Annotated in this window: 24 protein-coding genes and 1 pseudogene; 6 read left to right on the plus strand and 19 right to left on the minus strand. The window is 67.0% G+C overall.

The features are described from left to right. Positions 1-35: 35 nt before the first annotated feature. From ftsL to N1027_RS16850, 4 genes are all read right to left on the minus strand, one after another. Entirely contained in the window at positions 36-644 is a 609-nt protein-coding gene (ftsL, locus tag N1027_RS16835) for a cell division protein FtsL (RefSeq protein WP_259509330.1), read from the minus strand. Continuing rightward, positions 641-1,609 (minus strand): 16S rRNA (cytosine(1402)-N(4))-methyltransferase RsmH, encoded by a 969-nt coding sequence (gene rsmH / locus N1027_RS16840; RefSeq protein ID WP_259510455.1) that lies wholly within the window; start codon positions 1,607-1,609, stop codon positions 641-643. The genes ftsL and rsmH overlap by 4 nt, the downstream gene beginning before the upstream one ends. Before the next feature lie 104 nt (positions 1,610-1,713). Then, a complete protein-coding gene (gene mraZ, locus N1027_RS16845) occupies positions 1,714-2,145 on the minus strand; it encodes a division/cell wall cluster transcriptional repressor MraZ (RefSeq protein WP_259509332.1) in 432 nt (143 codons plus the stop codon). 238 nt (positions 2,146-2,383) lie between these two features. Further along, positions 2,384-2,779 (minus strand): SCO2097 family morphological protein, encoded by a 396-nt coding sequence (locus tag N1027_RS16850; RefSeq protein WP_259509333.1) that lies wholly within the window; start codon positions 2,777-2,779, stop codon positions 2,384-2,386. A 76-nt stretch (positions 2,780-2,855) separates the two neighbouring features. Between N1027_RS16850 and N1027_RS16855 the strand changes: the two genes are divergently transcribed. Then, complete coding sequence (locus tag N1027_RS16855) at positions 2,856-3,965, plus strand: polyprenyl synthetase family protein (protein WP_372499756.1); 1,110 nt, start codon at positions 2,856-2,858, stop codon at positions 3,963-3,965. A gap of 43 nt (positions 3,966-4,008) precedes the next feature. Here the strand turns inward: N1027_RS16855 and N1027_RS16860 are convergent, their stop codons facing one another. Continuing rightward, positions 4,009-4,350 carry an Rv2175c family DNA-binding protein gene (locus N1027_RS16860; RefSeq protein WP_259509336.1) on the minus strand — a complete coding sequence of 114 codons (342 nt, stop codon included), beginning with the start codon at positions 4,348-4,350 and terminating at the stop codon, positions 4,009-4,011. Positions 4,351-4,484: 134 nt separating this feature from the next. Here N1027_RS16860 and pknB point away from each other — a divergent pair, with 134 nt between their 5' ends. Then, complete coding sequence (gene pknB / locus N1027_RS16865; RefSeq protein WP_259509338.1) at positions 4,485-6,485, plus strand: Stk1 family PASTA domain-containing Ser/Thr kinase; 2,001 nt, start codon at positions 4,485-4,487, stop codon at positions 6,483-6,485. Positions 6,486-6,527: 42 nt separating this feature from the next. Here the strand turns inward: pknB and N1027_RS16870 are convergent, their stop codons facing one another. The 3 genes from N1027_RS16870 to N1027_RS16880 are packed head-to-tail and all read right to left on the minus strand — an operon-like array spanning position 6,528 to position 9,598. Further along, positions 6,528-7,868, minus strand: coding sequence for a class II 3-deoxy-7-phosphoheptulonate synthase (locus tag N1027_RS16870; RefSeq protein WP_259509340.1), 1,341 nt, complete (start codon positions 7,866-7,868; stop codon positions 6,528-6,530). Positions 7,869-7,927: 59 nt separating this feature from the next. Next, on the minus strand, positions 7,928-8,644 hold the full coding sequence (locus N1027_RS16875) for a lysophospholipid acyltransferase family protein (RefSeq protein ID WP_259509342.1): 717 nt from the start codon (positions 8,642-8,644) through the stop codon (positions 7,928-7,930). Between the two features lie 6 nt (positions 8,645-8,650). Further along, positions 8,651-9,598, minus strand: coding sequence for an ROK family glucokinase (locus tag N1027_RS16880; protein ID WP_259509344.1), 948 nt, complete (start codon positions 9,596-9,598; stop codon positions 8,651-8,653). Positions 9,599-9,702: 104 nt separating this feature from the next. On the opposite strand from N1027_RS16880, the gene N1027_RS16885 reads away from it, so the two are divergent. After that, a complete protein-coding gene (locus N1027_RS16885) occupies positions 9,703-11,526 on the plus strand; it encodes an AMP-dependent synthetase/ligase (RefSeq protein ID WP_259509346.1) in 1,824 nt (607 codons plus the stop codon). Positions 11,527-11,608: 82 nt separating this feature from the next. On the opposite strand, the gene N1027_RS16890 is transcribed toward N1027_RS16885, so the two are convergent. The 5 genes and pseudogenes from N1027_RS16890 to N1027_RS16915 all read right to left on the minus strand — a co-directional run bounded on the left by N1027_RS16890 (position 11,609) and on the right by N1027_RS16915 (position 18,452). Beyond that, positions 11,609-12,880 carry a cell wall-binding repeat-containing protein gene (locus N1027_RS16890; protein ID WP_259509348.1) on the minus strand — a complete coding sequence of 424 codons (1,272 nt, stop codon included), beginning with the start codon at positions 12,878-12,880 and terminating at the stop codon, positions 11,609-11,611. Between the two features lie 97 nt (positions 12,881-12,977). Next, positions 12,978-13,163: pseudogene (locus tag N1027_RS16895) on the minus strand (peptide deformylase); the annotation flags it as partial. A 197-nt stretch (positions 13,164-13,360) separates the two neighbouring features. Continuing rightward, positions 13,361-14,395: a cell wall-binding repeat-containing protein gene (locus N1027_RS16905; RefSeq protein WP_259509350.1), complete on the minus strand. Its 1,035-nt coding sequence runs from the start codon at positions 14,393-14,395 to the stop codon at positions 13,361-13,363. Positions 14,396-14,559: 164 nt separating this feature from the next. Continuing rightward, complete coding sequence (locus N1027_RS16910) at positions 14,560-15,051, minus strand: peptide deformylase (RefSeq protein WP_259509352.1); 492 nt, start codon at positions 15,049-15,051, stop codon at positions 14,560-14,562. Beyond that, the gene (locus N1027_RS16915; protein WP_259509354.1) at positions 15,048-18,452 is read right to left on the minus strand and encodes a pyruvate carboxylase; all 3,405 of its coding nucleotides are present in this window, start codon (positions 18,450-18,452) and stop codon (positions 15,048-15,050) included. The genes N1027_RS16910 and N1027_RS16915 overlap by 4 nt, the downstream gene beginning before the upstream one ends. Positions 18,453-18,527: 75 nt before the next feature. Between N1027_RS16915 and N1027_RS16920 the strand changes: the two genes are divergently transcribed. After that, positions 18,528-19,340: a ParA family protein gene (locus tag N1027_RS16920; protein WP_031282071.1), complete on the plus strand. Its 813-nt coding sequence runs from the start codon at positions 18,528-18,530 to the stop codon at positions 19,338-19,340. Positions 19,341-19,499: 159 nt separating this feature from the next. Here the strand turns inward: N1027_RS16920 and N1027_RS16925 are convergent, their stop codons facing one another. Then, the gene (locus N1027_RS16925) at positions 19,500-20,000 is read right to left on the minus strand and encodes a MarR family winged helix-turn-helix transcriptional regulator (RefSeq protein WP_259509358.1); all 501 of its coding nucleotides are present in this window, start codon (positions 19,998-20,000) and stop codon (positions 19,500-19,502) included. A gap of 81 nt (positions 20,001-20,081) precedes the next feature. Between N1027_RS16925 and N1027_RS16930 the strand changes: the two genes are divergently transcribed. Further along, entirely contained in the window at positions 20,082-20,873 is a 792-nt protein-coding gene (locus tag N1027_RS16930) for an SDR family NAD(P)-dependent oxidoreductase (RefSeq protein WP_259509360.1), read from the plus strand. Positions 20,874-20,951: 78 nt separating this feature from the next. On the opposite strand, the gene N1027_RS16935 is transcribed toward N1027_RS16930, so the two are convergent. From N1027_RS16935 to N1027_RS16945, 3 genes are all read right to left on the minus strand, one after another. Next, complete coding sequence (locus N1027_RS16935) at positions 20,952-21,500, minus strand: MerR family transcriptional regulator (RefSeq protein WP_092553871.1); 549 nt, start codon at positions 21,498-21,500, stop codon at positions 20,952-20,954. Positions 21,501-21,666: 166 nt separating this feature from the next. Next, positions 21,667-22,323, minus strand: a complete 657-nt coding sequence (ftsR, locus tag N1027_RS16940) for a transcriptional regulator FtsR (RefSeq protein ID WP_259510456.1) — start codon at positions 22,321-22,323, stop codon at positions 21,667-21,669. Positions 22,324-22,421: 98 nt separating this feature from the next. Next, a complete protein-coding gene (locus N1027_RS16945) occupies positions 22,422-22,904 on the minus strand; it encodes an FHA domain-containing protein (protein ID WP_259509363.1) in 483 nt (160 codons plus the stop codon). A gap of 98 nt (positions 22,905-23,002) precedes the next feature. Here N1027_RS16945 and N1027_RS16950 point away from each other — a divergent pair, with 98 nt between their 5' ends. Then, positions 23,003-23,836, plus strand: a complete 834-nt coding sequence (locus tag N1027_RS16950) for a DUF1295 domain-containing protein (RefSeq protein ID WP_259509366.1) — start codon at positions 23,003-23,005, stop codon at positions 23,834-23,836. A 13-nt stretch (positions 23,837-23,849) separates the two neighbouring features. Here N1027_RS16950 and N1027_RS16955 read toward each other — a convergent pair whose 3' ends face one another. Both N1027_RS16955 and N1027_RS16960 read right to left on the minus strand, forming a co-directional pair. Then, positions 23,850-24,680 (minus strand): aldo/keto reductase, encoded by an 831-nt coding sequence (locus tag N1027_RS16955; RefSeq protein WP_259509368.1) that lies wholly within the window; start codon positions 24,678-24,680, stop codon positions 23,850-23,852. A 4-nt stretch (positions 24,681-24,684) separates the two neighbouring features. Further along, complete coding sequence (locus N1027_RS16960) at positions 24,685-25,146, minus strand: pilus assembly protein CpaE (protein WP_259509369.1); 462 nt, start codon at positions 25,144-25,146, stop codon at positions 24,685-24,687. Positions 25,147-25,190: the final 44 nt, after the last annotated feature.

Raw genomic sequence — 25,190 nt, forward strand, 5'->3', positions numbered from 1 at the left:
GCGAGGTCTCCAGCTGGTGCGTCATGCGGGGGCGATCACCGCGTGGTCGGAGAGGGAAGCGCACCCTGCCACGGTACGTCGGGCTGCACGTCGGGTGCGGGAGGCGCGCTGTCCGCTCCGGCGGCAGCGGCTCCGGCGCCGGCCGCGGTCGCTCCCGCGACCGTCGGCGGCGTCAGAAGTGAGTTCGGCACGAGCGCCTGACCGCCCGTGACCGAAGTTCCGCCCGCGGCGACCGGCGAGCCGAGAACGGCCCCGTCGGACAGGCGCAGGTAGACCGGCGCACTGTTGGTCACCATGCCGAGCGACTCGGCACTCGCGGCGAGGTTCTGGGGCGACGACAGCTTGTCGAACTGCTCGGAGAGCACCTGGTTGCTGCGGTCGAGTTCTTTCTGCTGCGACTGCAGCGACGAGATCTCGTAGGCGCCGTCGGAGAGGCCGATCGAGAGCAGCAACTGGGTCACCACGATTGCGAGTACGCCGGTCACCACCACGGCGGCGTAGGCGATCTTGGGCCGTGCCCGCTTCTGGGTGCGGGTCGGCACGATCTCGATGTGCGGGGTTCGCGGCGTGAGGTGCGGGGTGCGGACGGGTTCGGCGATGCCCGCGCTCGGGCGGGCCATGAAGGCGCCGGCCAGATTCGTCATGCGATGCTCCTGATCTTCTCTGCGGCGCGGAGACGCACGGGGATGGAACGCGGATTGCGCGCACGCTCCTCGTCGTCGGCGAGTTCGGCGCCGCGCACGAGGAGTTTCAGTTCGGGACGGTGTTCGGGCAGTTCGACCGGCAGCCCGGCCGGCGCGGTGGAGCTCGCCCGGGCTTGGAACTCGCGCTTCACGATCCGGTCTTCCAGCGACTGGAAGGCGAGCACCACGATCCGGCCGCCGAGCACGAGGGCGTCGATGGCGCGCGGGATGGCGCGTTCGAGCACCGCGAGTTCGGCGTTCACCTCGATGCGCAAGGCCTGGAAGACCCGCTTGGCGGGGTGTCCCGAGTGCGAGAACTTGGCGGGCGTGGCCGCCTGGATGATGTCGACGAGGTGTCCGGAGCGCAGAATCGGACCGTTCGCCCGCTCGGCGACGATGCGCCGGGCGTAGCGGTCGGCGAGCTTCTCCTCGCCGTAGTCGCGGAAGATGCGGCGGAGGTCGGCCTCGGAGTAGGTGGCGATGATCTCGGCGGCCGTGAACTCGGCCGTGTCGTCCATCCGCATGTCCAGCGGCGCATCCTTCGAGTAGGAGAAACCCCGCTCCACCTGGTCGACCTGCATCGACGAGATGCCGAGGTCGAAGAGGATGCCGTCGACCCCGTCGATGCCGAGACCTTCGAGCGCCTCGTCGATCTCGTCGTAGACGCAGTGCACGAGGTCGATGCGGTCGGCGAACGGTGCGAGCCGCTGCCCCGCGAGCCGCAGCGCATTGGGGTCACGGTCGAGCCCCACGAGGTGGAGTTCGGGGAAAGCGCGGAGGAACGCCTCGGAGTGACCGCCGAGGCCGAGGGTGCAGTCGACGAGCACCGCGCCGGGTTTGCCGAGCGCAGGCCCGAGCAGCTCGAGGGTGCGCTCGAGCATCACGGAGGTGTGGATCTCGGAGTAGTCGAGGGAGTCGTCGGCCATGAGCATCCGGATTCCGGTTCGCAACCCCTGATCCCCATCCATTCCGACCTGGCACCGGGGAAGTGCGCCAGGGCTGTGAACGGCTGGGAGTCAGGGGCGACGACTCAGAACAGGCCCGGGATCACCTCCTCGTCGGTCTCGGAGAAGGCGGCTTCTTGCGCCTCGAGGTAGGTGTTCCAGGCCTCGGCGTCCCAGATCTCGGCCCGGCTGCCGGCACCGATCACGACGAGATCGCGGTCGAGCTTGGCGTAGGAGCGGAGGGGGGCCGGAACCGTCACACGGTGCTGCTTGTCGGGGGTCTCGGCGCTGGCGCCGGAGAGGAAGACGCGGAGGTAGTCGCGCGCCTGCTTGCTGGTGACCGGCGCCTGTCGGATCTTCTCGTGCAGGTCTTCGAACTCACGGGTCGAGAACACGTAGATGCAGTTCTCCTGGCCGCGGGTCATGACGACTCCCCCGGCCAGTTCGTCGCGGAATTTCGCCGGCAGGATGATGCGCCCTTTTTCGTCGAGCTTGGGGGCGTAGGTGCCAAGGAACATCACCCTCCCCTTACTCTTCCGGCCAGAATTGCGGGCTATGGCTCCACTTTACTCCACTTCCCACCACCAAACAATGAAGAGCGCTCTTCTGGCGCGTCGGAACGCCACATGATGCCCTATTTCACGCGGATCTCGCAGGTGGAGGGAAATGGAGGCACATTGGCCTTCCCGGGGAGCCGAAGGCACAAAAAAAGACCGGCCCGCGGGCCGGTCTTCTTTTCAGGGAGGGTTGTGGAGGTTACTCCTCGCGGTCGTCGCGCCGCTCCCAGCGGTCGTTCAGTCGATCCATGAACCCCGACTTGTTCGACGTGGAGCTACCCGACGAACGCGGGGCTCCGGATGCGCCGGCCGGGGTCGCGGGGGCGCCTCGCCCGCGCTTGGAGCGTCGGAGGGCGAGCAGCACGCCACCGAACATGGCGACGAAGCCCACCAGGCCGATCAGCGGTTGATGGAAGATCACGCCGCCGATCACGATGCCGAGGCCGAGGATTCCGACGAGGATTCCCAGCACAAGCGCGCCGTAATTGAGTCTCCCTCGACCACCGCCGACTGCCGAGACGAAATCGGCATCGTTGTGGTAGAGGCTGCGCTCCATCTCATCGAGGAGTCTCTGTTCTTGCTCCGAAAGCGGCATCCTATTTCACCTCAGGCTCGGGACCGACGCGTGATATTGCTGATTGTAGTGCGCGCAGTCTAGCTAGGCTAGGCGAGTGATGGAAAGCCCACGCCTAGTCAATCTTGTCGACGCACGAATCAACGAATTTCTCGCATCGCGTGATTCCATTCTCGTCCGCATCGCCCCTGAGCTCCGACCCTTCGCGCAGTTCTCAAGGGATCTTCTCAGCGGCGGGAAGCGGTTCCGAGCACAGTTCTGCTATTGGGGTTGGCGGGCGGTCTCGCCGGCCAACAGCTCCACCACCGTGCCGGGCGAAGCAGAGCTGGACGCCCTGCTCGATCTGTGCGCCGGACTCGAGCTCTTCCACGCGGCCGCGCTGGTGCACGACGACATTATCGACAACTCCGACACCCGCCGCGGGATGCCCGCCGTTCACCGGCGCTTCGAGGCCCTGCACCACGAAGAGAACTGGCGCGGCGCCGGCCGCAGTTTCGGGGAGGGCAGCGCCATCCTGCTCGGCGACCTGCTGCTCGCCTGGAGCGACGAGCTCATCTCGCGCGCCGTGCTGGCCGCGCCGTCGTTGCAGACATTGATCGCCACCCGCGAAGCGGTCGACGTGATGCGCACCGAGGTCACGCTCGGGCAATACCTCGACCTGCTCGAGGAGCGGGCCTGGGCCACCACCGATCCCGCGCGCTCGCTCGAGCGTGCGGAGCGCGTCATCGTCTACAAGTCGGCGAAGTACAGCGTCGAGGCCCCGTTGCAGATCGGCGCGTCGCTCCGCGGGGCTTCGCTCGAACAGCTCGACAGCCTGCGCCGTTTCGGTCTGCCGCTCGGCATCGCCTTCCAGCTGCGCGACGACGTGCTCGGCGTCTTCGGCGACGCGGCCCGCACCGGCAAGCCGAGCGGCGACGACCTGCGCGAGGGCAAGCGCACCGTGCTGGTCTCCCTCACCCGCGAGCGGCTCGACAACTCGGCCCGGCGTCTGTTCGACGAACTGCTCGGTGATCCCGACCTCGAGGATGCGCAGATCCGCATGCTGCAGCAGACCATGCGCGACACCGGTGCCGTCGCCTCGGTGGAGACGATGATCGGCGAGCGGGTGCGCACCGCCCTCGACGAGCTCGAGCGGGCGCCGATCGGTGACACCGCCCGCGCCGAATTGGCGAGTCTGGCGCGCACCATCACGCAGCGCGAGACCTGAGCCGTCAGGAACCCGAGGCGGTCAGGTGCAGGCGGTTACGAGCTCAGAAGGCGAGCGCCTGCGCCACCCGGCGCACCTCGGCCTTGCGGCCCGCACGGAGCGCATCGATCGGTGCGATGTCGAGCAGGTCGTTCGGCACCAGCAGCCACTCCACGATCTCGTCGTCGGTGTAGTGGTTGTCGGTCAGCAGGATGATGGTTCCCCGGAGCTCGGTGAGCGGTTCGCCGTCGCGCAAGAAGCTGGCGGGCACGGAGAGCACACCGTCGCGGCGGGTGCCGACCAGATGGCGGTCTTCGATCAGGCGGCGCACCTTGCTCGGGGTCAGGTCGAGCAACTCGACGAGGTCGGGAACGGTCAGCCACTCGGTGGCGGGCAGATCAGTCACGCATACAGATTGCCATGCATCGCGGCACGCGTGGCAATCCCCTTCCGTCACGAAAGGATAAAGATGGGTGTCGGAACCGCAACCACTCGGTGTCTATGCGGCTAAGTGGATACCCTGCTCCCTAAACTCGAAGCGTGACCACCGCACCACCTGACCCCATGATCGGACGTCTCATCGACGGCCGATATCAGGTGCGTTCCCGCATCGCGCGCGGCGGTATGGCCACCGTCTATCTGGCGACCGATCTGCGGCTCGAACGCCAGGTCGCCATCAAGATCATGCACGGACACCTGGCCGACGACGTGGTGTTCAAAGAGCGCTTCGTGCAGGAGGCGCGCTCGGCCGCTCGGCTCGCGCATCCGAACGTCGTGAACGTGTTCGACCAGGGTCAAGACAGCGACATGGCCTACCTCGTCATGGAGTACCTGCCGGGCGTCACCCTGCGCGACCTGCTGAAAGACTACGGAAAGCTCACCACCGAACAGACCGTCGACGTGATGGATGCCGTGCTCGGCGGCTTGGCCGCCGCGCACAAGGCCGGCATCGTGCACCGCGACCTCAAACCCGAGAACGTTCTGCTGGCCGACGACGGCCGCATCAAGATCAGCGACTTCGGTCTCGCCCGTGCCGTCTCGGCCAACACGGCCACGGGTCAAGCGCTGCTCGGCACCATCGCCTACCTCTCCCCCGAACTGCTCACCCGGGGCATGGCCGACGCCCGCAGCGACATCTACGCCGCCGGCATCATGATGTACGAGATGCTCGTCGGCGCCCAGCCCTACGTGGGCGACCAGCCGATGGCCATCGCGTTCCAGCACGCCAACGATCCGATGCCCACGCCGAGCGACGCGAATCCGGGCATCCCCGAGCAGCTCGACGACCTCGTGCTCTGGGCCACGGCCAAGGAGCCCGACGAGCGGCCCTCGGATGCGCGGGAGATGCTCGAGCGTCTCCGCACGGCCGAGATCGAGATCGTCAGCGCGAAGCCCTCCGCCACGCTGACGCAGCGCACGATGGTGCTGCCGCCCGACACCTTCGACGCCGACCTCGACCAGGCGCAGACGCAGGTGCTCGAGGCTCGGCGACGCACCGATCCGGTGAAGACCATCGCGCCCGATGACGCGACCTCCGCCACCACCGTCTACGGCAGTGCGGTCGCCGCGCCGGGAGGCCCCACACCGCCTCAGGGCCCCAAGGACAAGCTGGCCCGCAAGGCGTCCTCCCGCCGCAAGCGGGGGTTCTGGATCTTCGCGCTCGTGCTCGTGGTCGCCGTCGCCCTCGGCGGCAGCGCCTGGTACTTCGGTGCCGGCCCCGGGTCGATGACCACCATCCCCGACGTCGCGGGTCAGCAGCCGGATGCCGCGGTGGCGACTCTGACCGCGCTCGGGCTCGAGGCCACCCCAGCCGATCAGACGAGCGTCACCGTGCCGGCCGGCACCGTGATCGGAACCGACCCCGCTTCGGGCGCTGGGGTGAAGAACGGATCAGCGGTTTCCGTTCTCGTCTCGATCGGCCCGGCGAACATCGCCGTTCCTCAACTCGCGGGCCTGGCATCCGCCGATGCGACGGCCGCGCTCGAAGCGGCGGGATTCACCTCAGGCGACGTGAAACAGCAGTTCAACGGCGACGTGGAAGCCGGCGTCGTGATCGCCGCCCTCGGCACCGCTGGCAACGCGCTCGGGCCCGACACCCCCGACGGCACTCAGTACCCCGAGCAGCAGCCCATCGCCCTGGTCGTGTCGGCGGGTTCCTTGCCCGATGTGGTGGGCCAGACCGCCGACGAGGCGAAGGCCACCCTGTCCGGAGTGGGCCTCGTCGGGGTCGACGGGTCGCAGGACTTCAATGACGACATCCCCGAAGGCCAGGTCTACGAGGCGATCTACACGACCGACCCGGTCGTTCCGGGCGACAGCGTCACGCTGAACGTCTCTCGCGGGCCGGCACCCGTCGCCGTGCCCGACGTGCTGGGCCAGACCTGGGACAAGGCGAAGCAGACCCTCATCGACGCCGGCTTCTCGCTCGACTACAACTTCGGCGCCGACCTCGCGCCCGGCCTCGTGCGGGTGACCGGGACGAACCCTTCACCGGGCACCATGGTGCCGAAGGGTTCGACCCTCACCGTCTCGTTCGTGTAGAACGAAGGTCAGCTACCGCCGACCGTGTTCATCGAACGGCGGTCAGCGACCGCCGTTGGTGGCCACGAGCTCCTCGGCCACCAGGAACGCCAGCTCCAGCGACTGCATGTGGTTCAGGCGCGGGTCGCAGAGCGACTCGTAGCGGGTGGCCAGCGTCGCCTCGTCGATGTGCTCCGAGCCGCCGAGGCACTCGGTGACGTCGTCGCCCGTGAGCTCCACGTGGATGCCACCCGGGTGGGTGCCCACGTTGCGGTGCGCCTCGAAGAAGCCCTTCACCTCGTCGACCACGTCGTCGAAACGACGGGTCTTGTAGCCGTTCGGCGTGGTGAGGCCGTTGCCGTGCATCGGGTCGGTGACCCAGAGCGGCTTGGCGTCGCTGTTCTTGACGGTCTCGAGCAGCGGCGGCAGGGCGTCGCGGATCTTGCCCGCACCCATCCGTGTGATGAAGGTCAGGCGGCCGGGCTCGCGGTCGGGGTCGAGCTTGTCGATCAACCGCAGCACGTCGTCACCGGTCGTCGACGGGCCGAGCTTGACGCCCAACGGGTTGCGAACGCGCGACAGGAAGTCGACGTGCGCTCCGTCGAGGTCGCGGGTGCGCTCGCCGATCCAGACGAAGTGGCTTGAGGTGTTGTATGGCAGTCCGGTGCGCGAGTCGATGCGGGTCATCGGGCGCTCGTAGTCGAACAGCAACGCCTCGTGGCTCACGAAGAACTCGGTGCGCTTCAGCGCCTCGAAGTCGGCGCCGCACGCCACCATGAACTTCACGGCGCGGTCGATCTCGCCGGCCAACTGCTCGTAGCGCACGTTCGCCGGGTTCGAGGTGAAGCCCTTGTTCCAGGTGTGCACCTGGCGGAGGTCGGCGAAGCCGCCCTGCGTGAACGCCCGGATGAGGTTCAGCGTCGACGCCGCCACGTGGTAGCCGTCGAGCAGCCGCTGCGGATTCGCGGTGCGCGACTCCGGAGTGAAGTCGTAGCCGTTCACGATGTCGCCGCGGTAAGCAGGCAGGGTCACGCCGTTGCGCGTCTCGGTGTCGCTCGAGCGGGGCTTGGCGAACTGTCCCGCCATCCGGCCCATCTTGATGACGGGCATGGAGGCGCCGTAGGTGAGCACGACGGCCATCTGCAGAACCGTCTTGACGCGATCCTTGATCTGGTCGGCGGTCGCTCCCGCGAAGGTCTCGGCGCAGTCGCCGCCCTGCAGCAGGAAGGCCTGCCCGCTGGCGGCCGCGGCCAGGCGCGAGCGGAGGTTGTCGACCTCGCCGGCGAACACCAGCGGCGGGAAGGAGGCGAGGTCGCGCGACACGGCTTCGACGGCGTTCTGATCCGGCCATTCCGGCTGCTGCTTGACCGGAAGGGTGCGCCAATAGTCCAGACCCGCAATCACCGATTCATCCGCTTCGACGATTTGCTCTGTTGGATCTACCACTGGACTGTTTCCCGTATCTATTTGGTGTCTCTGCTCGGAGAGACGGTCCGCGCGACGCTCGCGCGTTTCTCCTTAACCGAAGTCGCATACACGTCGGCGTATTCCTGTCCGCCGAGGCGGTGGAGCTCGTACATGATCTCGTCGGTCACGGAGCGAAGGATGAACCGGTCGGATTCCAATCCCTCGAACCTAGAAAAATCTAGTGGCTTGCCGATGATGATGCCAATCCTCCGGATCTTCGGGATCTTCGACCCGATGGGCATCACCTTCTCGGTGTCGATCATGGCGACCGGGATGATCGGAACATGCGCTTCGAGCACCATCCGCGCCACTCCCGTGCGCCCCCGGTAGAGCTTCGCGTCGGGGCTGCGCGTGCCCTCGGGGTAGATGCCGAGCAGGTCGCCACGGCCGAGAACCTTGAGCCCGGTGTTGAGCGAGGCCTCCGAGGCCTTGCCGCCGGAGCGATCGATCGGCAGCTGGCCGGAGGCGGTGAAGAAGAGCTTCACCAGCCACCCCTTGATGCCCTTGCCTGTGAAGTACTCGCTCTTGGCGAGGAAGGACACCTGCCGGTCGACCACGACGGGCAGGAACACCGAGTCGCTGAACGAGAGGTGGTTCGAGGCGAGGATGGCCGCGCCCTTGGCCGGGATGTTCTCGAGGCCGATCACCCAGGGCCGAAAGAAGGTCTTCAGTACCGGGGCCACCACGAGGTACTTCGCGAGGAAATAGAACATCGGGCCTCAGATCGTCTCGGCGTAGCGGCGGGCGAGGTCGGCGGCACCGACCACACCGGCATCGTTGACGAGTTCGGCGATGCGGAATTCGGGCTCCGGATGGTAGCCGCGAGCGGGCAGTGCCTCGAGGAAGGCCACGCGGATCGGGTCGAGCAGCACGTCGCCCGATTGAGCGACTCCCCCACCGATCACGAAGAGCTGCGGGTCGAGCACGGCCGAGAGACTCGCACAGGCCTGGCCGAGCCAGGTGCCGAGCGTGCGCAGCGCCGAGAGCGCCCCCGGGTCTCCGATGGTGACGAGTTCGCTGATGTCCTGACCGGTCAGCACGCCGTTGCGGGTGCGAACCGAGGCGAGCACCTGGCCGATGCCGCCGGCATCCGCGAGTTCGTTGGCCATGCGGAGCAGCGCCCGGCCGGAGCCGTACTGCTCGATGCAGCCGTGCGCACCGCAGCCGCAGGGCAGGCCGTTCGGCACCACGCGCAGGTGGCCGAGTTCGGCACCGGCTCCGAAGCCGCCGCGGAACAGGCGATCGCCGCTCACGATCGCGCCGCCCACACCGGTGCCGATGGTGAGGATGACCATGTCGCTGACCAGACGGCCCGCGCCGAAGCGGAACTCGGCCCAGCCGGCGGCGTTCGCGTCGTTCTCGATGATGATCGGCAGGTCGAGGCGCTTCTCGAGCTTCTCGCGGAACGGCTCTTCGCGCCAGTTGATGTTGGGGGCGTAGTACACGGTCGACTGCGACGCGTCGATGAACCCGGCGGCGGCCACGCCGACGGCGGAGATCTCCTGGCCTTCGGAGAGGTGCTTGACCATCTCGACCACGGTGTCTTCGATCACCTGAGGCTCATTGGCGGAGGTCGGGCGGCGATCCTGCGTGATGATGGCGCCCAGTTCATCGACCACGGCCCCGGCGATCTTGGTGCCACCGATGTCGATTCCGATGGCGCGCATGCGAGGTGGTTCCTTTCGCCGGGGTGTCATCGCATCAGGGAAGCCCCGGATGCACCAAGTAGAGTGTAGATGAGTTGCACTCGACCGGTACCAAAGGAGTTGCCGTGGACCAGTATTCCGTTCCCCCCGTCGTCACAGCCGACCCCGACGCGAACGCCAGCGACCTGCTCATCGAGCGGGTCCGTCTCACCCCCGATGGCCCGTTGTTCGCCGTGCCCGAGGGCACCGGATGGCGCGACATCAGCGCCGCCGAATTCCTCGCGCAGGTTCGTGCCATCGCGAAAGGCCTGATCGGCTCCGGCATCCAGCCCGGAGACAAGATCGGCCTGATGTGCAAGACCCGCTACGAATGGACGTTGATCGACTTCGCCACCTGGTTCGCCGGTGCCGTGCTGGTTCCGATCTACGAGACGTCGGCGCCTGCGCAGGTGCAGTGGAACCTCAGCGACTCGGGCGCGATCGCCGTGATCGTCGAGACCGCCGACCACTTCGCCCGCTTCGACGAGGTGCACGCCGATCTGCCCCTGGTGACGCAGGTCTGGCAGGTGGATCTCGGCGACCTCGACAAGCTCGCCGCCGCCGGCGAGGGCGTCTCCGACGAGGAGCTGGAGCGGCGGCGCACGCTCGCGAAGGGCTCCGACCTCGCCACGCTGATCTACACCTCCGGCACCACCGGGCGGCCGAAGGGCTGCATCCTCACCCACTCGAACTTCGTGGAGCTCTCGCGCAACGCCGCCGTCGTGATGAAAGACGTCGTGCAGCCGGGCGCATCCACCCTCCTGTTCATCACCACGGCGCACGTGTTCGCGCGGTTCATCGCCGTGCTGAGCGTGCACGCGGGCGTGAAGGTGGGGCACCAGGCCGACACCAAGCAGCTGCTGCCGGCGCTCGGCTCGTTCAAGCCGACCTTCCTGTTGGCCGTGCCGCGGGTGTTCGAGAAGGTCTACAACTCCTCCGAGCAGAAGGCCGAAGCCGGGGGCAAGGGCAAGATCTTCCGTCGCGCCGCTGCCGTGGCAGTGGAGCACTCCGAGGCGCTCGACGCCGGCAAGGTGCCGCTCGGGCTGAAGATCAAGTTCGCTCTGTTCGACAAGTTGGTCTATTCCAAGCTGCGGGCAGCACTGGGCGGCAACGTCATCTACGCCGTGTCGGGCTCGGCTCCCCTCGGGCACCGACTCGGGCACTTCTACCGGAGCCTCGGTGTCAAGATCCTCGAGGGCTACGGCCTCACTGAGACCACGGCGCCGGCGACCGTCAACCTCACCGACAAGTTCAAGATCGGCACCGTCGGCCCCGCGCTTCCCGGTGTGGGCGTGAAGATCGCCGACGACGGCGAGATCTGGGTGCAGGGCATCAACGTCTTCGGTGGCTATTGGAAGAACGAGGCCGCGACCGCCGAGGTGATGGACGGCGATTGGTTCAAGACCGGCGACATCGGCTCGCTCGACGACGAGGGATTCCTCACCATCACCGGCCGCAAGAAGGAGATCATCGTCACCGCGGGCGGTAAGAACGTGGCGCCGGCTGTGCTCGAAGACCCGATCCGGGCGAATCCGCTGGTGGGGCAGGTCGTCGTGGTGGGCGATCAGCGACCGTTCATCGCCGCACTGATCACGCTCGACGCGGAGATGCTGCCGGTCTGGCTCGGCAACAACGGCCAGTCGGCGACGCTCACACTCGCCGAGGCCGCCGAGAACCCGGCTGTGCTCGCCGAGATCCAGCGGGCCGTGGATGCGGCGAACGCGCTGGTCTCGCGGGCCGAGTCGATCCGCAAGTTCGTGGTGCTCTCGACCGACTTCACCGAGGCGAGCGGTCACCTCACCCCGAAGATGACGATCAAGCGCAACGTCATCGTGAAGGACTTCGCGTCGACCATCGAGGGCATCTACAACGCGGCTCCCGCCACCGAGGGCCAGTCCCTGGTGCACTGACCCCCGCATCCTCCCTCACGAAACGCCAAAATCCGCCCTCTTCCACGTCGGAAGGGGCGGATTTTGGCGCCTCGGAGGCGGATCAGCAGGGCTTGAGCGCCTCCACCCCGGAGCCGAGGGTGTTGGGGCCGCCGAGCACGACGATCTTCGTGGGCTCGAGCCGCACCACCTCCTGCAGCACCGACGCGGGCACGCAGTTCTGCTGCACGAGGTAGATGGGGTTGCCGGCCGCGCCTGCTACCGGGGCGGCGCTCAGAGCGTCAGGGAACACCAACCCACTCGCAAGGTAGATCGTCGGCGACGTGAAGAACTCCTGATTCACTGCGACGGCCGCCTCGAAGCGGTCGGCGCCGCTGGCCCGGGTGACCACGAACGGCGTCTCCAGCGCGGTCTGCAGCGCCTGGCTCACCGTCGCAGTGCCACCGGCGATCTGGATGTTCGTCACGCCGAGCGAGTCGAGCAGGGCCGTCTCGGCCGCCGTGGGCGCAGTCTCGGCGCCGTTCACGAGCAGCACCGGGGCATTCTTGGTGACGGCCGCGGGCGAGGCGGCCAGGGCATCGGGGAAGTTGGCTCCCGTCGCCAGATAGACCCAGCTCGCTTCCGGCACACCGAAGTTCTTGTCGGCGATGAGGTTGCGCGACACCTCGAACCGGTCAACGCCGCCGATCCGCGTCACGGTAGCGGGACCGAACGTCGCGGTCAAGTCGTCGATCACCGGCTTCGAAACAGACGCTGAGCCGCCCACCACGACGATGTGTTCGGGGCGCAGTCGAGCGATCTCGGCCTTCGTGCCCGCTGTCAATTCTCCCGCCGGCGTGAGCAGCAGTGGCGCCTCGTGCACGCCGGCCACCGCGCCGGCGCTCAGCGCATCCGGGAACTTCTCCCCGCTCGCGAGGTACACCGTGTCGGCGTGACTGAACGAGGCCTTGGAGATCTGCACGGCCTGGTCGTAGCGATCGGTGCCCTGGATGCGGCTCACTGCAGGCGGAGCCGACACCACCATGGTGCAGGCGATCGTCTTCTGCAGAGCACCGTCGAACTCCGCCTTAACGGTGAAAGTCGAGGTTCCGGTAGCCGTGGGAGTGCCCTCGAATTGGTAGGGCACCCGCCTGACCAGGTCGCCGGTCAGCTTCACTCCGGTGGGGAGGGTGCCGGCCGAGATCGAGACCTGAGCGCTCTTGTCGACGAAATCGAGCGCCGGCGTGGGTGCGATCGGAATCCCTCGCACCGCCTTCGCCGGCGGACACACGGGGTTCTGAACGTCGATGGCTGCGGCGGGAGACGCGACGAGCAGGGAGCCGGCAATGGCGAGCAATGCGAATGCACCGGCGCCGTGGACGAGACGGGTTTTCACGACAGAGTACTTTCTGATGATGGCAAGGACGGGTATCCATCCATCATCAGAGCGAACCAGCTCCGAGCGTTATGAGTAGTCGTCGCCTAATTCGGAGTCAGAACCAGGTGGACTCACGCACCTGGCGCATGGCCTCTCGGCGGGAGGGCTTGTCGAGGCGGTCGAGGTAGAGCAGGCCGTCGAGGTGGTCGGTCTCGTGCTGCAGCGCCTGCGCCAGCACCCCGGTGCCCGAGACCTCGACGGGGTTGCCGTCGAGGTCGATCCCGGTGGCGCGCGCGAACGGGTCGAACGCGCTGGTGTCGCGAGCCGAGTCGACACTCTCGACCTCCTTCACGGAGGACAGCGGCCACCTCACCCCGAAGATGACGATCAAGCGCAGCGTCATCATGAAGGACTTCGCCGCCGTCATCGAGGGCATCTACAACGCGGCTCCCGCCACTGAGGGTCAGTCCCTGGTGCACTGGCCCCGCGCGGAGTCGCCTAGTTGCACCGCTTCAAGGACTCGACCTCGGGGGAGATAGTGTCAGATCCCCCGAGGACGATGACCTTCGTCACAGCAAGGCGCGTGATTTCCTGGAGGACACGGTCCGGAACACAATCGCGCGGCACCAAGTAGATCGGACTTCCGGATCTGCCCGCAATCGGAGCAGCGCTCAGCGCATCCGGGAAGACCAGTCCGCTGGCGAGGTAGACCGTCGCGGCAGTCGAGAAGGCCATCTCATTGACGCTGACCGCCACCTCGAAACGGTCTGCACCGCCCGCACGGTCCACAGACGCATGCGCGCCAAAACTGAACGCCAACGAATCACTGACGGATGCGGGCCCCCCGACGATCCGAACGAACTGAACGCCGAGATTGCCCAAGAGTCGTACGTCGGACAGGGACAACGTCGCGGCCCCGTTGTCCACGAGCAAGACGGGCGCCCTCAGCTTGGTCGCCGCTGGGGACGCCGCCAGCGCGTCCGGGAAGTTCGAACCGGCGGCTACGAAGAGCCACGACGAAGACGTGATCCCGAAATCGGGATCGACGATCAGTGCTCTCGACACCGCGTATCGATCGATCCCTCCGATGCGTTTGACCGTCACCCCAGGAACCAACGACTTCAGTTCGTCGAGCACACTGTCATGTACGGACGCTGGCCCACCCACGACGACGATTGTTCTGGGTCGCAAGCCCATGATTTCCGCGCGTGTTCCCGAGGTCAAAGCCGCAGCAGGCGTCAGCAATAGCGGCGAATCGTGTATTCCTGCGATCGCCCCTGCGCTCAACGCATCCGCGAACTTCTCCCCGCTTGCGAGATACACAGTGTCGGCTGAAGCGAACGCGGAATTGGTGACCTGGACCGCCTGGTCGTAGCGATCGACTCCCCGAATCCGAGTCACGTTCGGGGTAGCTTGCAGCGCGCCGCATTCGACCACGCAGTGCATCGAAGGCTCCAGCTCACCAGCCGATGCGGGCTGAACCGCGACGAGAGACCAAATCACGACGATAATCATGGACAGTGCGCTCGCCACCGAGCGAGCTTGAGCGGACGGGGTCATATGTGATCGCTTTCAAGGCTGGGGACGGTTTCCCAATCTTTGAACACAGCGATCCAGGCGGGTTATGAGCAATTCCTACTCACGGCGTGCGGACGCGCCGCTCCGACGCGGCGAGTGGTCGCCTCCTAATTCGGAGGTCAGAACCAGGTGGACTCACGCACCTGGCGCATGGCCTCTCGGCGGGAGGGCTTGTCGAGGCGGTCGAGGTAGAGCAGGCCGTCGAGGTGGTCGGTCTCGTGCTGCAGCGCCTGCGCCAGCACCCCGGTGCCCGAGACCTCGACGGGGTTGCCGTCGAGGTCGATCCCGGTGGCGCGCGCGAACGGATAGCGCGACGTCTTGAACCACAGGTCGGGCACCGAAAGGCACCCCTCGTCGATCAGCTCGGGCTCCCCCGACACCTCCACCAGCACCGGATTCAGGATGTAGCCCACCTGGCCGTCGACGTTGTAGCTGAACGCCCGCAGGTTCACGCCGATCTGCGAAGCGGCGACGCCGGCGCGACCCGGCACCTGCACGCTGTCGAGCAGGTCGGCGACGAGCGACCGCACCCGTTCGTCGATCTCGCCGATCGGATCGGACACGGTCTTCAAAACGGGGTCGCCAAAGAGGCGGATCTCGCGAACGGTCACTGGGGCGTCACGACGACGATCAGGTCGCCGGCCTCCACCTGCTGGGTCTTCGGGATGGCCAGTCGGGTCACGACACCGGCGACCGGGGTGGTGATCGCGGCCTCCATCTTCATGGCCTCGATGGAGGCGACCGCCTCACCCGCCGACACCGTCGCGCCCTCCTCGACCTTCAGGGTCACGACACCCGAGAACGGGGCAGGAACCTGGCCGGGCTTCGACCCATCGGCCTTCTCGGCAGCCTTGGCCTCCACGGCGATGCTGCGGTCGCGCACGTTGACCGGGCGGAGCTGCCCGTTCAGCGTGGTCATCACCGTGCGCATCCCCTTGTCGTCGACCTCGCCGATCGCCTCGAGACCGACGAACAGGCGCACGCCCTTGTCGATCTCGACGACGTGCTCGACTCCCTGGGTGAGGCCGTAGAGGTAGTCGACGGTGTCGATCACCGAGAGGTCGCCGAAGAGCTCGCGCATCTGCTCGAACTGGCGCGTGGGCGCCGGGAAGAGCAGCCGGTTGAGAGTCGCGCGACGCTCGAGTGCGTCGCCGTGCAGAGCTTCACGGTCGGCGTCGGTGATCGGGGTGACGCCGATCTTGATGTTCTTGCCTTCGAGCACTTTCGTGCGGAACGGCTCCGGCCATCCGCCCGGCAGTTCGCCGAGCTCGCCGGCCATGAAGCCGATGACCGAGTCGGGGATGTCGTACTTCTGAGGGTTCTCGGCGAAGTCGGCCGGATCGGCCTTGACCGCCGCGAGGTGCAGGGCCAGGTCGCCGACGACCTTCGACGACGGGGTGACCTTCGGGATGCGGCCGAGGATCTGGTTGGCCGCCGCGTAGAGGTCTTCGATGCGTTCGAAGTCGTCGGCGAGGCCCAGGGCGATCGCCTGCTGGCGCAGGTTCGACAGCTGGCCGCCCGGGATCTCGTGGTGGTAGACGCGACCCGTGGGGCCGGGCAGTCCCGACTCGAAGGGGTGGTAGACCTGACGCACGGCCTCCCAGTAGGGCTCGAGGTCGGAGACGGCCTGGAGCGACAGCCCGGTGTCGCGCTGCGTGTGCGCGAGTGCCGCGACCAGAGCGGATGCCGAGGGCTGCGACGTCGTGCCGGCCATCGGCGCGCTCGCCACATCCACCGCGTCGGCGCCGGCCTGCGAGGCCGCCAGCAATGTCGCCAGCTGCCCGCCGGCGGTGTCGTGCGTGTGCACGTGCACCGGGAGGTCGAAGTTCTCACGGAACGCCGCCACCAGCTTCGCAGCGGCCGTGGGGCGCAACAGGCCCGCCATGTCCTTGATGGCGAGGATGTGGGCGCCGCTCGCGACGATCTGCTCGGCCAGCTTGAGGTAGTAGTCGAGGGTGTAGAGGTCTTCGGCCGGATCGAGCAGGTCGCCGGTGTAGCAGACCGCGACCTCGGCGATCGTGCTGCCGGTGCCGAGCACGGAGTCGATCGCGGGGCGCATCTGCTCGACGTCGTTCAGCGCGTCGAAGATGCGGAAGATGTCGACACCGGTCGATGCCGCCTCCTTGACGAAAGCATCCGTCACCTCCGTGGGATACGGCGTGTATCCGACGGTGTTGCGGCCACGCAGCAGCATCTGGATGGCCACGTTCGGCAGAGCCTCGCGCAGCGTGGCGAGCCGCTCCCACGGGTCTTCGCCGAGGAAGCGCAGCGCCACGTCGTAGGTGGCGCCACCCCAAGCCTCCACGGAGAGCAGCTGCGGGGTCATCCGCGCGACGTAGGGCGCGACGGCCACCAGGTCTTTGGTGCGCACGCGGGTCGCGAGCAGCGACTGGTGCGCGTCGCGGAACGTGGTCTCGGTGACGGCAAGTGCGGTCTGCGCGCGCAGCTCGGCGGCGAAGCCGACGGGGCCGAGCTCGAGCAGGCGCTGACGAGATCCGTCGGGCGCCGGGGTCGAGAGGTCGATCTTCGGCAGCTTGTCAGCCGGCTGCAGCGTGCCGACCCGCACGCCGTTCGGCTGGTTCACCGTGACATCCGACAGCCAGTTGAGGATCTTGGTGCCCCGGTCTTTCGACTGGTGCCCGGCCAGCAGCTGCGGACGCTCCTCGATGAAGGAGGTCGAGAGGTCGCCCGCGATGAAGTCGGGGTCATCCAGCACACCCTGCAGGAACGGGATGTTCGTCGATACGCCCCGGATGCGGAACTCGGCCAGCGCACGACGCGCCCGTCGCACCGCGGCCGGGAAGTCGCGGCCACGGCAGGTCATCTTGGCCAGCATCGAGTCGAAGTGGGGCGAGATCTGCGCGCCGACGTCGACAGTGCCGCCGTCGAGACGCACTCCGGCTCCACCGGGCGACCGGTACGCCGCGATCTTGCCCGTGTCGGGCCGGAAGCCCGCGGTGGGGTCTTCCGTCGTGATGCGGCACTGCAGGGCGGCGCCGTGCAGCACGATGTCGGCCTGGTGCAGACCGATCTCGTCGAAGGTCATGCCGGAGGCGATCATCATCTGCGACTGCACGAGGTCGACATCCGTGACCTCCTCGGTCACCGTGTGCTCGACCTGGATGCGGGGGTTCATCTCGATGAACACGTGCTCGCCGGCACGGTCGCCCACCGTGTCGACCAGGAACTCCACCGTTCCCGCGTTGACGTAGCCGATCGACTTCGCGAACTTGATCGCATCCGAATGCAGGGCCTCACGCAGCTCGTCGCTGATGTTCGGGGCCGGAGCGATCTCGACGACCTTCTGGTTGCGGCGCTGCACCGAGCAGTCGCGCTCGAAGAGGTGCAGGGTCTCCCCCGCGCCGTCGGCGAGGATCTGCACCTCGATGTGACGCGGGCGGAGCACCGCCTGCTCCAAGAACATTGTGGGGTCGCCGAACGCACTGTCGGCCTCGCGCATGGCCGCCTCGAGGGCGCCGCGCAGCTCCTCGGGGGTCTCGACCCGGCGCATCCCGCGCCCGCCGCCACCGGCGACGGCCTTCGCGAAGATCGGGAAGCCGATGTCGGCCGCACCGGCGATGAGCTCTTCGATGTCGCGCGTGGCCGGCGTCGACTTCAGCACGGGAACGCCCGCGGCGATCGCGTGCTCCTTCGCCGTGACCTTGTTGCCCGCCATCTCGAGCACGTGCTCGCCGGGGCCGATGAAGGTGATGCCGTTCTCGGCAGCCTGCTTGGCAAGCTCGGGGTTCTCCGACAGGAAGCCGTAGCCGGGGTAGATCGCGTCGGCGCCCGACTCCTTCGCCACGCGGATGATCTCGCTCACGTCGAGGTAGGCCCGCACAGGATGCCCGACCTCACCGATCTGATACGCCTCGTCTGCCTTCAAGCGGTGCAGGGAGTTGCGGTCTTCATAGGGGAACACCGCGACCGTCTTCGCACCGAGCTCATAGGCGGCCCGGAACGCCCGGATCGCGATCTCACCGCGGTTGGCAACCAGAATCTTTGTGAACATCGAGACCTTTCGGGCGCATGCGCGTACAGCGAACAGTTAGGTTCTCTAAGCCTAGTGAAGGTAACGTAGTCGATTGTGCATGTACTCAGCGTCTCTTCCCTCAAGGGAGGTGTGGGCAAAACCACAGTGACGCTCGGACTAGCCTCCGCGGCGTTCGCCAAGGGTTTGCGCACCCTCGTCGTCGACCTCGACCCGCAGTCGGATGTCTCGACCGGCATGGACATCCGTGTCGCCGGTCACCTCAACGTGGCCGATGTGCTCGCCTCTCCGAAGGAGAAGGTCGTTCGCGCGGCCATCGCCCCCTCGGGGTGGACGAAAGATCGCGGCGGCAAGATCGACGTGCTCATCGGCAGCCCGTCGGCGCTGAACTTCGACGGCCCGCATCCGTCGATCCGCGACATCTGGAAGCTCGAGGAGGCCCTCGCCACCGTCGAGACCGAATACGACCTCGTGCTGATCGACTGCGCCCCGTCTCTGAACGCCCTCACGCGCACCGCCTGGGCGGCATCCGACCGCGTCTCGGTCGTCACCGAGCCCGGCTTGTTCTCGGTGGCCGCCGCCGATCGCGCGCTGCGTGCGATCGAGGAGATCCGCCGCGGCCTCTCCCCCCGTCTGCAGCCGCTCGGCATCATCGTGAACCGCGTGCGGTCGCAGTCGCTCGAGCACCAGTTCCGCATCAAAGAGCTGCGCGACATGTTCGGGCCGCTCGTACTCTCGCCCCAGCTGCCGGAGCGCACCTCGCTGCAGCAGGCACAGGGCGCCGCGAAGCCCTTACACGTGTGGCCCGGTGAAGGCGCGCAAGAGATGGCGCGCAACTTCGACCTGCTGCTCGAGCGCGTGATGCGCACGGGCCGCGTCGGCGAGTATGCGGACGTGACCAAAGCGTAGTTAGCTGCCTCGGGCGCCGTGCTTCGCGCGGCGTCCTCGGGTCGCGCCGGTCCCTGCCCGGCGCTCCGCGACATGTTCGCGTGAGGTCGCTGTCGCGGCCTCGCGCTCACCCTGGGTCGTCCGGGAGCGGCCTGTTGCGTTCGTCTTCCGTCCCGCCAGTCAGGGAGCAGTAGTCGGTGACCCGGACCACTCTCCGTCTTCGCGGATGGATCGGAGGATGCGGCGGCTGATCTCCCGCAGCTGCTTCTTCTGGGTGGGCGTCAGCGGGTCGAGTACCAGGCGGCGCACCGTCTCGACATGACCCGGGGTGACCTGCGTGCACTTCTCCCGGCCCTCCTCCGTCAGGGTGGCCAGGGTGTAGCGGCCGTCGGACGGGTCGGGGCGACGGTGCACCCAGCCGCGCTGCTCCAGGCGCGCCACGGCCCGGGAGAGGCGCGACAGGGAGCTGTTCGCGTAGGCAGCCAGCACGCTCATGCGGAGGGTGCGGTCAAGAGCGTCTGCCAGGGCGAAGAGGATGCCGTATTCGAAGTGCGTGATGTCCGCGTCGCGGAGCAACTGGGCGTCGAGCGCCGCCGGAAGCCATTCCAGCACGGTCGCCAAGGTGGCCCAGGTCTGCAGGTCGTCGCCACTCAGGGCCTGGCGATCCGTGTCATCCGTCATGCCGCCAGGCTATCACCGTGACTTGACTGAGAAAGTGATCGTGCTACGGTTTCACTTTACTGAGCAAGTGAACGGAGAATCATGGATCTCGAGCTGACCGAACGACGGGCCTTCGTGAGCGGATCGACGCAGGGCATCGGCTACGCCATCGCCAAGGCGCTCCTTGGCGAAGGAGCGTCGGTCGTCGTCAACGGACGACGCGACGAGACGGTTCGGATCGCCGTCGAGCGACTGCAGGCCGAGTTTCCCGGCGCAAGCGTGTCGGGGATCGCCGCCGACTTCGAACGCCCGGCCGAAGTCGCCCGGCTGCTGGAGGCGCTGGGCGAAGTCGACATCCTGGTGAACAACGTCGGCCTGTTCGGGGTGGCACCCTTCGAGGACATCTCCGACGACGACTGGCACCGCTATTTCGACGTGAACGTGATGAGCGGAGTGCGCCTGGCGCGACATCTGCTTCCCGGCATGCTCGCCCGAAATCGGGGTCGCGTCGTCTTCATCAGCAGCGAGTCGGGCGTGAATGTGCCGGCCGACATGCTGCACTACGGCATGACGAAGGCCGCAATGCTCGCCGTGAGCAACGGCCTCGCCAAGCTCACCCGGGGCACCGAGGTGACGGTGAACAGCGTCCTCGGCGGCCCCACCTACTCCGACGGAGTCGCGCAGGTCGTCGAGCAGCTCGCAGGCGCCCAGGGAGTGCCCGCCGACGATCTGAAGGCGGCCATCATCGGAGGCAACCAGACCTCCCTCTTGCAGCGCTTCATTGGCCCCGCCGAGATCGCGAACCTGGTGCTCTACCTGTCCAGCCCGCTCTCCTCGGCCACGAACGGCGCCGCCCTCCGAGCCGACGGCGGGGTGCTGACCACGACGCTGTAGTCCTGGACTTCTCCAAACAGAAAAGCCACCACGCGCCCCTAGGGCGTCGGTGGCTATCTCGTTTGGAGAACTCCGGGGCTAAACCGCTTTTCGGGCGGCGCGGCGGGCGGCCAGCTCGTCGGCCGGGTCCAGAACGACCGAGTCGAGCTCGACCAGGCTGTTCTCGACCTCGCGGAGCACCTTGCCCACAGCGATGCCGAACACGCCCTGGCCGCGGCTGACGAGGTCGATGACCTCGTCGTTCGAGGTGCAGAGGTAGACGCTCGCGCCGTCGCTCATCAGCGTCGTCTGCGCGAGGTCGTTGATGCCGGATTCGCGCAGCTGGTTGATGGCGGTGCGGATCTGCTGCAGCGAGATGCCGGTGTCGAGCAGTCGCTTCACGAGTTTGAGCACCAGGATGTCGCGGAAGCCGTAGAGCCGTTGCGATCCCGATCCGGCGGCTCCACGCACGGTGGGTTCGACGAGCGCGGTGCGCGCCCAGTAGTCGAGCTGGCGATACGTGATCCCCGCAGCGCGCGCGGCGACAGCCCCACGATATCCGCTCGCGTCATCGAGGTCGGGAAGACCATCGGTGAACAGGAGCCCGAGATCGTAGCGCGAATCGTCGTCTTGGATCAACTCGCTCATCAGCGCCTTCCATCGTCCGGGGCATCCGGTACTCGTCTTGTGCTTACCCCACGCTATCGAGGGTGACTCCGTGGGGCAACGACATCACCACTTCGGTGTGCGGCGTGTCGCGCACCGGGTCGAATCGTTATGCGCGATCCGCCCCGTCATTCCGGGCCGACACGCTCTAGGGAGCGATTCGGCCGAGTGCAGAACGAATCAGACTCGATCGCACGATCTCCAGCTGGCCGGCGATCTCCATCGCCATTTCGGCGACCTTCGCCCGACTCGAAGGGTCGCGCCGACGTGCCACCGGCATCAGCGCGCTCTCGATGAGCCCGAGTTCGCGCTCGGTGGCCTGGCGGAAACCCCGCAGGTGACGCGGTTCGATGCCGCTGCGCTGCAACTCGACGAGGGCCTTCAGCACCACGAGCGAGTCTTCGCCGTAGGACTCGGCCGGAGTGAGCACCGAGGAGGAGAACGCATCCTGCACGAGCATCGGCGTGGCCCCGGCCTCCCGCGTGAGGTCGTCGCGGCTCAACCGTCGCCCGGTCTGCAGGATGGAGGCCCCGCCCGGCAGCGCCGAACCGGGCATCGGCGGGTTGAGTCCTGCGTCGACGTCGGCCAAGTAATCTTTGATGACGGCCAACGGCAGGTAGCAGTCGCGCTGCATGGTGAGGATGAGACGCAGCCGACTCAGGTCGTTCTGCGAGAACTTGCGGTAGCCCGACTGCGTGCGCGCCGGATGCACGAGGCCGCGCTCTTCGAGGAAGCGCAGCTTCGAGGGAGTGAGGTCGGGAAAGTCGCCCGTGAGCTTCGAGAGCACCTGACCGATGCCGAGCAGCTGCGACGACGCGCCGGATGCCGGTGCGACCGAGGGTGCGGAGGATCGCGTGTGCTCCGACGACGACCGCTGGTCGGAAGGCTGGACTGCGGCCGCCACTACTCTCCCGCTGCGGTGACGACGTCGATGCGCGACGGGTAGAACGTGAGGCGGAACTTGCCGATCTGAACCTCTGCTCCGTCTTCGAGCAGCGCCTCGTCGACGCGTACGCCCTCGAGGTAGGTGCCGTTCAGTGAACCGAGGTCGCGAACCTGGAAGGTGTGACCGTGGCGCGAGAACTCCGCGTGCCGACGCGAGACCGTCACGTCGTCGAGGAAGATGTCGGCGTTGGGGTGGCGACCGACCGTGCTGACATTGGTGTCGAGCAGGAAGCGAGCGCCCGAATTGGGGCCGCGGCGTACGATCAGCAGAGCCGACCCCGACGGGAGCGCTGCGATTGACTCCAGCTCTTCACTGGTCACTCCGCCTTCGAGGGCGGCGAGCTGTGCAGCGAACTCACCGGTGAGCGACAACGTGGTGTCGCCCGTCGTGGTGGGCACGGGGATGCTCGTCGTGTGGTCGATGTTCGCGTCGTTCGTCATCCAGCTGCCCTCCTTGCTCAGACCAGCGTAGCCGATCCGCAGCGCGCGCCAACCGGGAATTGCCCATGCATCTGCCGTGCGCGGCCTACACTTCTGCCATGGCTCCGTTGACAGCTTCGATCTGGGTGTTCGCCGCGATCTGCTTGGTGGTCTGGGTCACCTCGCTGATCACCCGGGAGTATTCCTGGGTCGACCGGATCTGGTCGGTCATCCCGGTCGTCTACGTCTGGATCTTCGCCGGCGCGGCCGGCTTCACCGACCTCCGGCTCGACCTGCTGGCGGTGGCCGTCACCCTGTGGGGGGCCCGCCTCACCTTCAACTTCTCACGCAAGGGCGGCTACGCCCCCGGCGGCGAAGACTACCGGTGGGCCGTTCTGCGCTCCCGCATGAAGCCCTGGCAGTTCCAGGTCTTCAACCTCTTCTTCATCACGATCTATCAGAACGTCATCCTGCTGCTCATCACACTGCCGGCGTTCATGATGTTCGAGCACCGATCGACGCCGTTCGGTCTGCTCGACGGACTGTTGTTCGTGCTCTTCCTGGCCTTCCTCGTGGGCGAGACGGTGGCCGATCAGCAGCAGTGGAACTTCCATCAGTGGAAGAAGGCCGAGCAGGCTGCGGGTCGGGATGCGCGGCCGCGTTTTCTGCAGACGGGCCTGTTCCGCGTCTCCCGCCACCCGAACTTCTTCTTCGAGCAGGCGCAGTGGTGGGTGGTCTTCTTCATCGGAGCCACCGCCGCCGGCACGGTGCTGCAGTGGACCGTGGCCGGAGCCGCGCTGCTGACCCTGCTCTTCATCGGCTCGACCGTCTTCACGGAGAGCATCACGCTGTCGAAGTATCCGGAATACGCCGACTACAAGAAGCGGACGTCCGCCCTCATCCCCTGGTTCCCGGGGAAGAAGACGGACGTCCGAGTGGCTCAGACCAGCTGACGCTTCGCCGAGCTCAGTTGATTTCGAGCGGGTGACCGCCGTTGCGGCCGTCTTCTCCGCGATCGAGCGTCGCGATCGTCGCGATCTCGACGGCCGAGAGCTCGAAGTCGAAAATGTCGAAGTTCTCCGCCATCCGCTCTTTGTTGTTGCTCTTCGGGATGACGATGTTGCCGATCTGGGTGTGCCAGCGCAGGATCGTCTGAGGCACGGTCTTGCCGTGCGCCGCGGCGATGCCGACGAGCTCCTCGGACTGGTTGATCTTGCCCTGGCCGAGCGGGCCCCAGGCTTCGATCGCGATGCCCTGCTCGGCCGCGAAGGCACGCAGTTCGGCCTGCTGGAAGTCGACGTGCAGCTCCACCTGGTTCACGGCCGGAACCACGCCGGTCTCGGCGATGATGCGCTCGAGGTGGTCGATGGTGAAGTTCGAGACACCGATCGCCTTCGCGCGACCGGATTCCTGGATCGCGATGAGCGAGCGCCACGCCTCGACGAAGGTGTCTTTCTCCGGCGTCGGCCAGTGGATGAGGTAGAGGTCGACGTAGTCGGTGCGGAGGCGCCCGAGGCTCTTCTCGAAGGCGTCGTGCGCGTTCGTCTGGTCGGAGTTCCAGAGCTTGGTGGTGAGGAAGAGCTCCTCGCGGGCGATGCCCGACTCGGCGACGGCGTGGCCGACGCCCTCCTCGTTCTGGTAGATCTTCGCGGTGTCGAGGTGGCGGTAACCCACCTCGAGGGCGTCGCGCACGATGCGATCGGTCTTGTCGGGATCGACGCGGAACACTCCGAAGCCGAGCTGGGGAATCTCGATCCCGTTGTTGAGAGTGACGGTGGGAACGGCGTTTTCAGTCATTGCTTCAGCCTATTCCCCGACCACCGGTCGCCGTTTCATCGTCTTCGGTGACCAGACTCTGAACGATGAGATCGAGCACGGCTTCGCCGTAGGAGTCCTCGGCCGTCAGCGCCTCGTAGCTCCGCTCCGTGCCTCGGATGACTGCGGTCACCACGAAGAGAGGGTCTCCCCCGTCGCGGTCGACCGCGAGCGAGCGGAAGCCGTCGCGGAGGAGTTCCCGCAGTTGGTCTTCGCGCGGCAGCCAGAGGGTGTCGGTGACGTCGACCGAGTCGAGCGCCCACTCGGTGGTGCCGTTGAAGCCGATCAGCGCTCCGGTGGGAAAGTCATGCACCTCCACCGTCATCTCGGCGACGGTGAAGATGTCTCCGGCCGACTCGGAGGTCTCGATGACGAAGCCGTCGCCCGAGCGCGGATGCCACCGCAGACCGGCGGTGCGGAGGGCGCGGGCGAGCTCGATGGAGATCATCAGCCCATCATTCCAGCGTTCGCCGCCCGGCCCCAGCGCGGAAT

It is taken from the genome of Herbiconiux aconitum, assembly GCF_024979235.1.
Lineage (GTDB): Bacteria > Actinomycetota > Actinomycetes > Actinomycetales > Microbacteriaceae > Herbiconiux > Herbiconiux aconitum.

Coding starts and splice junctions, on each gene's coding strand:
- N1027_RS16915 (WP_259509354.1), bottom strand. CDS start 18,452: ATGTTCACAAAGATTCTGGTTGCCAACCGCGGTGAGATCGCGATCCGG.
- rsmH (WP_259510455.1), bottom strand. CDS start 1,609: ATGGCCGACGACTCCCTCGACTACTCCGAGATCCACACCTCCGTGATG.
- ftsL (WP_259509330.1), bottom strand. CDS start 644: ATGACGAATCTGGCCGGCGCCTTCATGGCCCGCCCGAGCGCGGGCATC.
- N1027_RS16945 (WP_259509363.1), bottom strand. CDS start 22,904: ATGACGAACGACGCGAACATCGACCACACGACGAGCATCCCCGTGCCC.
- N1027_RS16955 (WP_259509368.1), bottom strand. CDS start 24,680: ATGACTGAAAACGCCGTTCCCACCGTCACTCTCAACAACGGGATCGAG.
- N1027_RS16875 (WP_259509342.1), bottom strand. CDS start 8,644: ATGTTCTATTTCCTCGCGAAGTACCTCGTGGTGGCCCCGGTACTGAAG.
- N1027_RS16960 (WP_259509369.1), bottom strand. CDS start 25,146: ATGATCTCCATCGAGCTCGCCCGCGCCCTCCGCACCGCCGGTCTGCGG.
- mraZ (WP_259509332.1), bottom strand. CDS start 2,145: ATGTTCCTTGGCACCTACGCCCCCAAGCTCGACGAAAAAGGGCGCATC.
- N1027_RS16930 (WP_259509360.1), top strand. CDS start 20,082: ATGGATCTCGAGCTGACCGAACGACGGGCCTTCGTGAGCGGATCGACG.
- N1027_RS16925 (WP_259509358.1), bottom strand. CDS start 20,000: ATGACGGATGACACGGATCGCCAGGCCCTGAGTGGCGACGACCTGCAG.
- N1027_RS16950 (WP_259509366.1), top strand. CDS start 23,003: ATGGCTCCGTTGACAGCTTCGATCTGGGTGTTCGCCGCGATCTGCTTG.
- N1027_RS16935 (WP_092553871.1), bottom strand. CDS start 21,500: ATGAGCGAGTTGATCCAAGACGACGATTCGCGCTACGATCTCGGGCTC.
- N1027_RS16850 (WP_259509333.1), bottom strand. CDS start 2,779: ATGCCGCTTTCGGAGCAAGAACAGAGACTCCTCGATGAGATGGAGCGC.
- N1027_RS16880 (WP_259509344.1), bottom strand. CDS start 9,598: ATGCGCGCCATCGGAATCGACATCGGTGGCACCAAGATCGCCGGGGCC.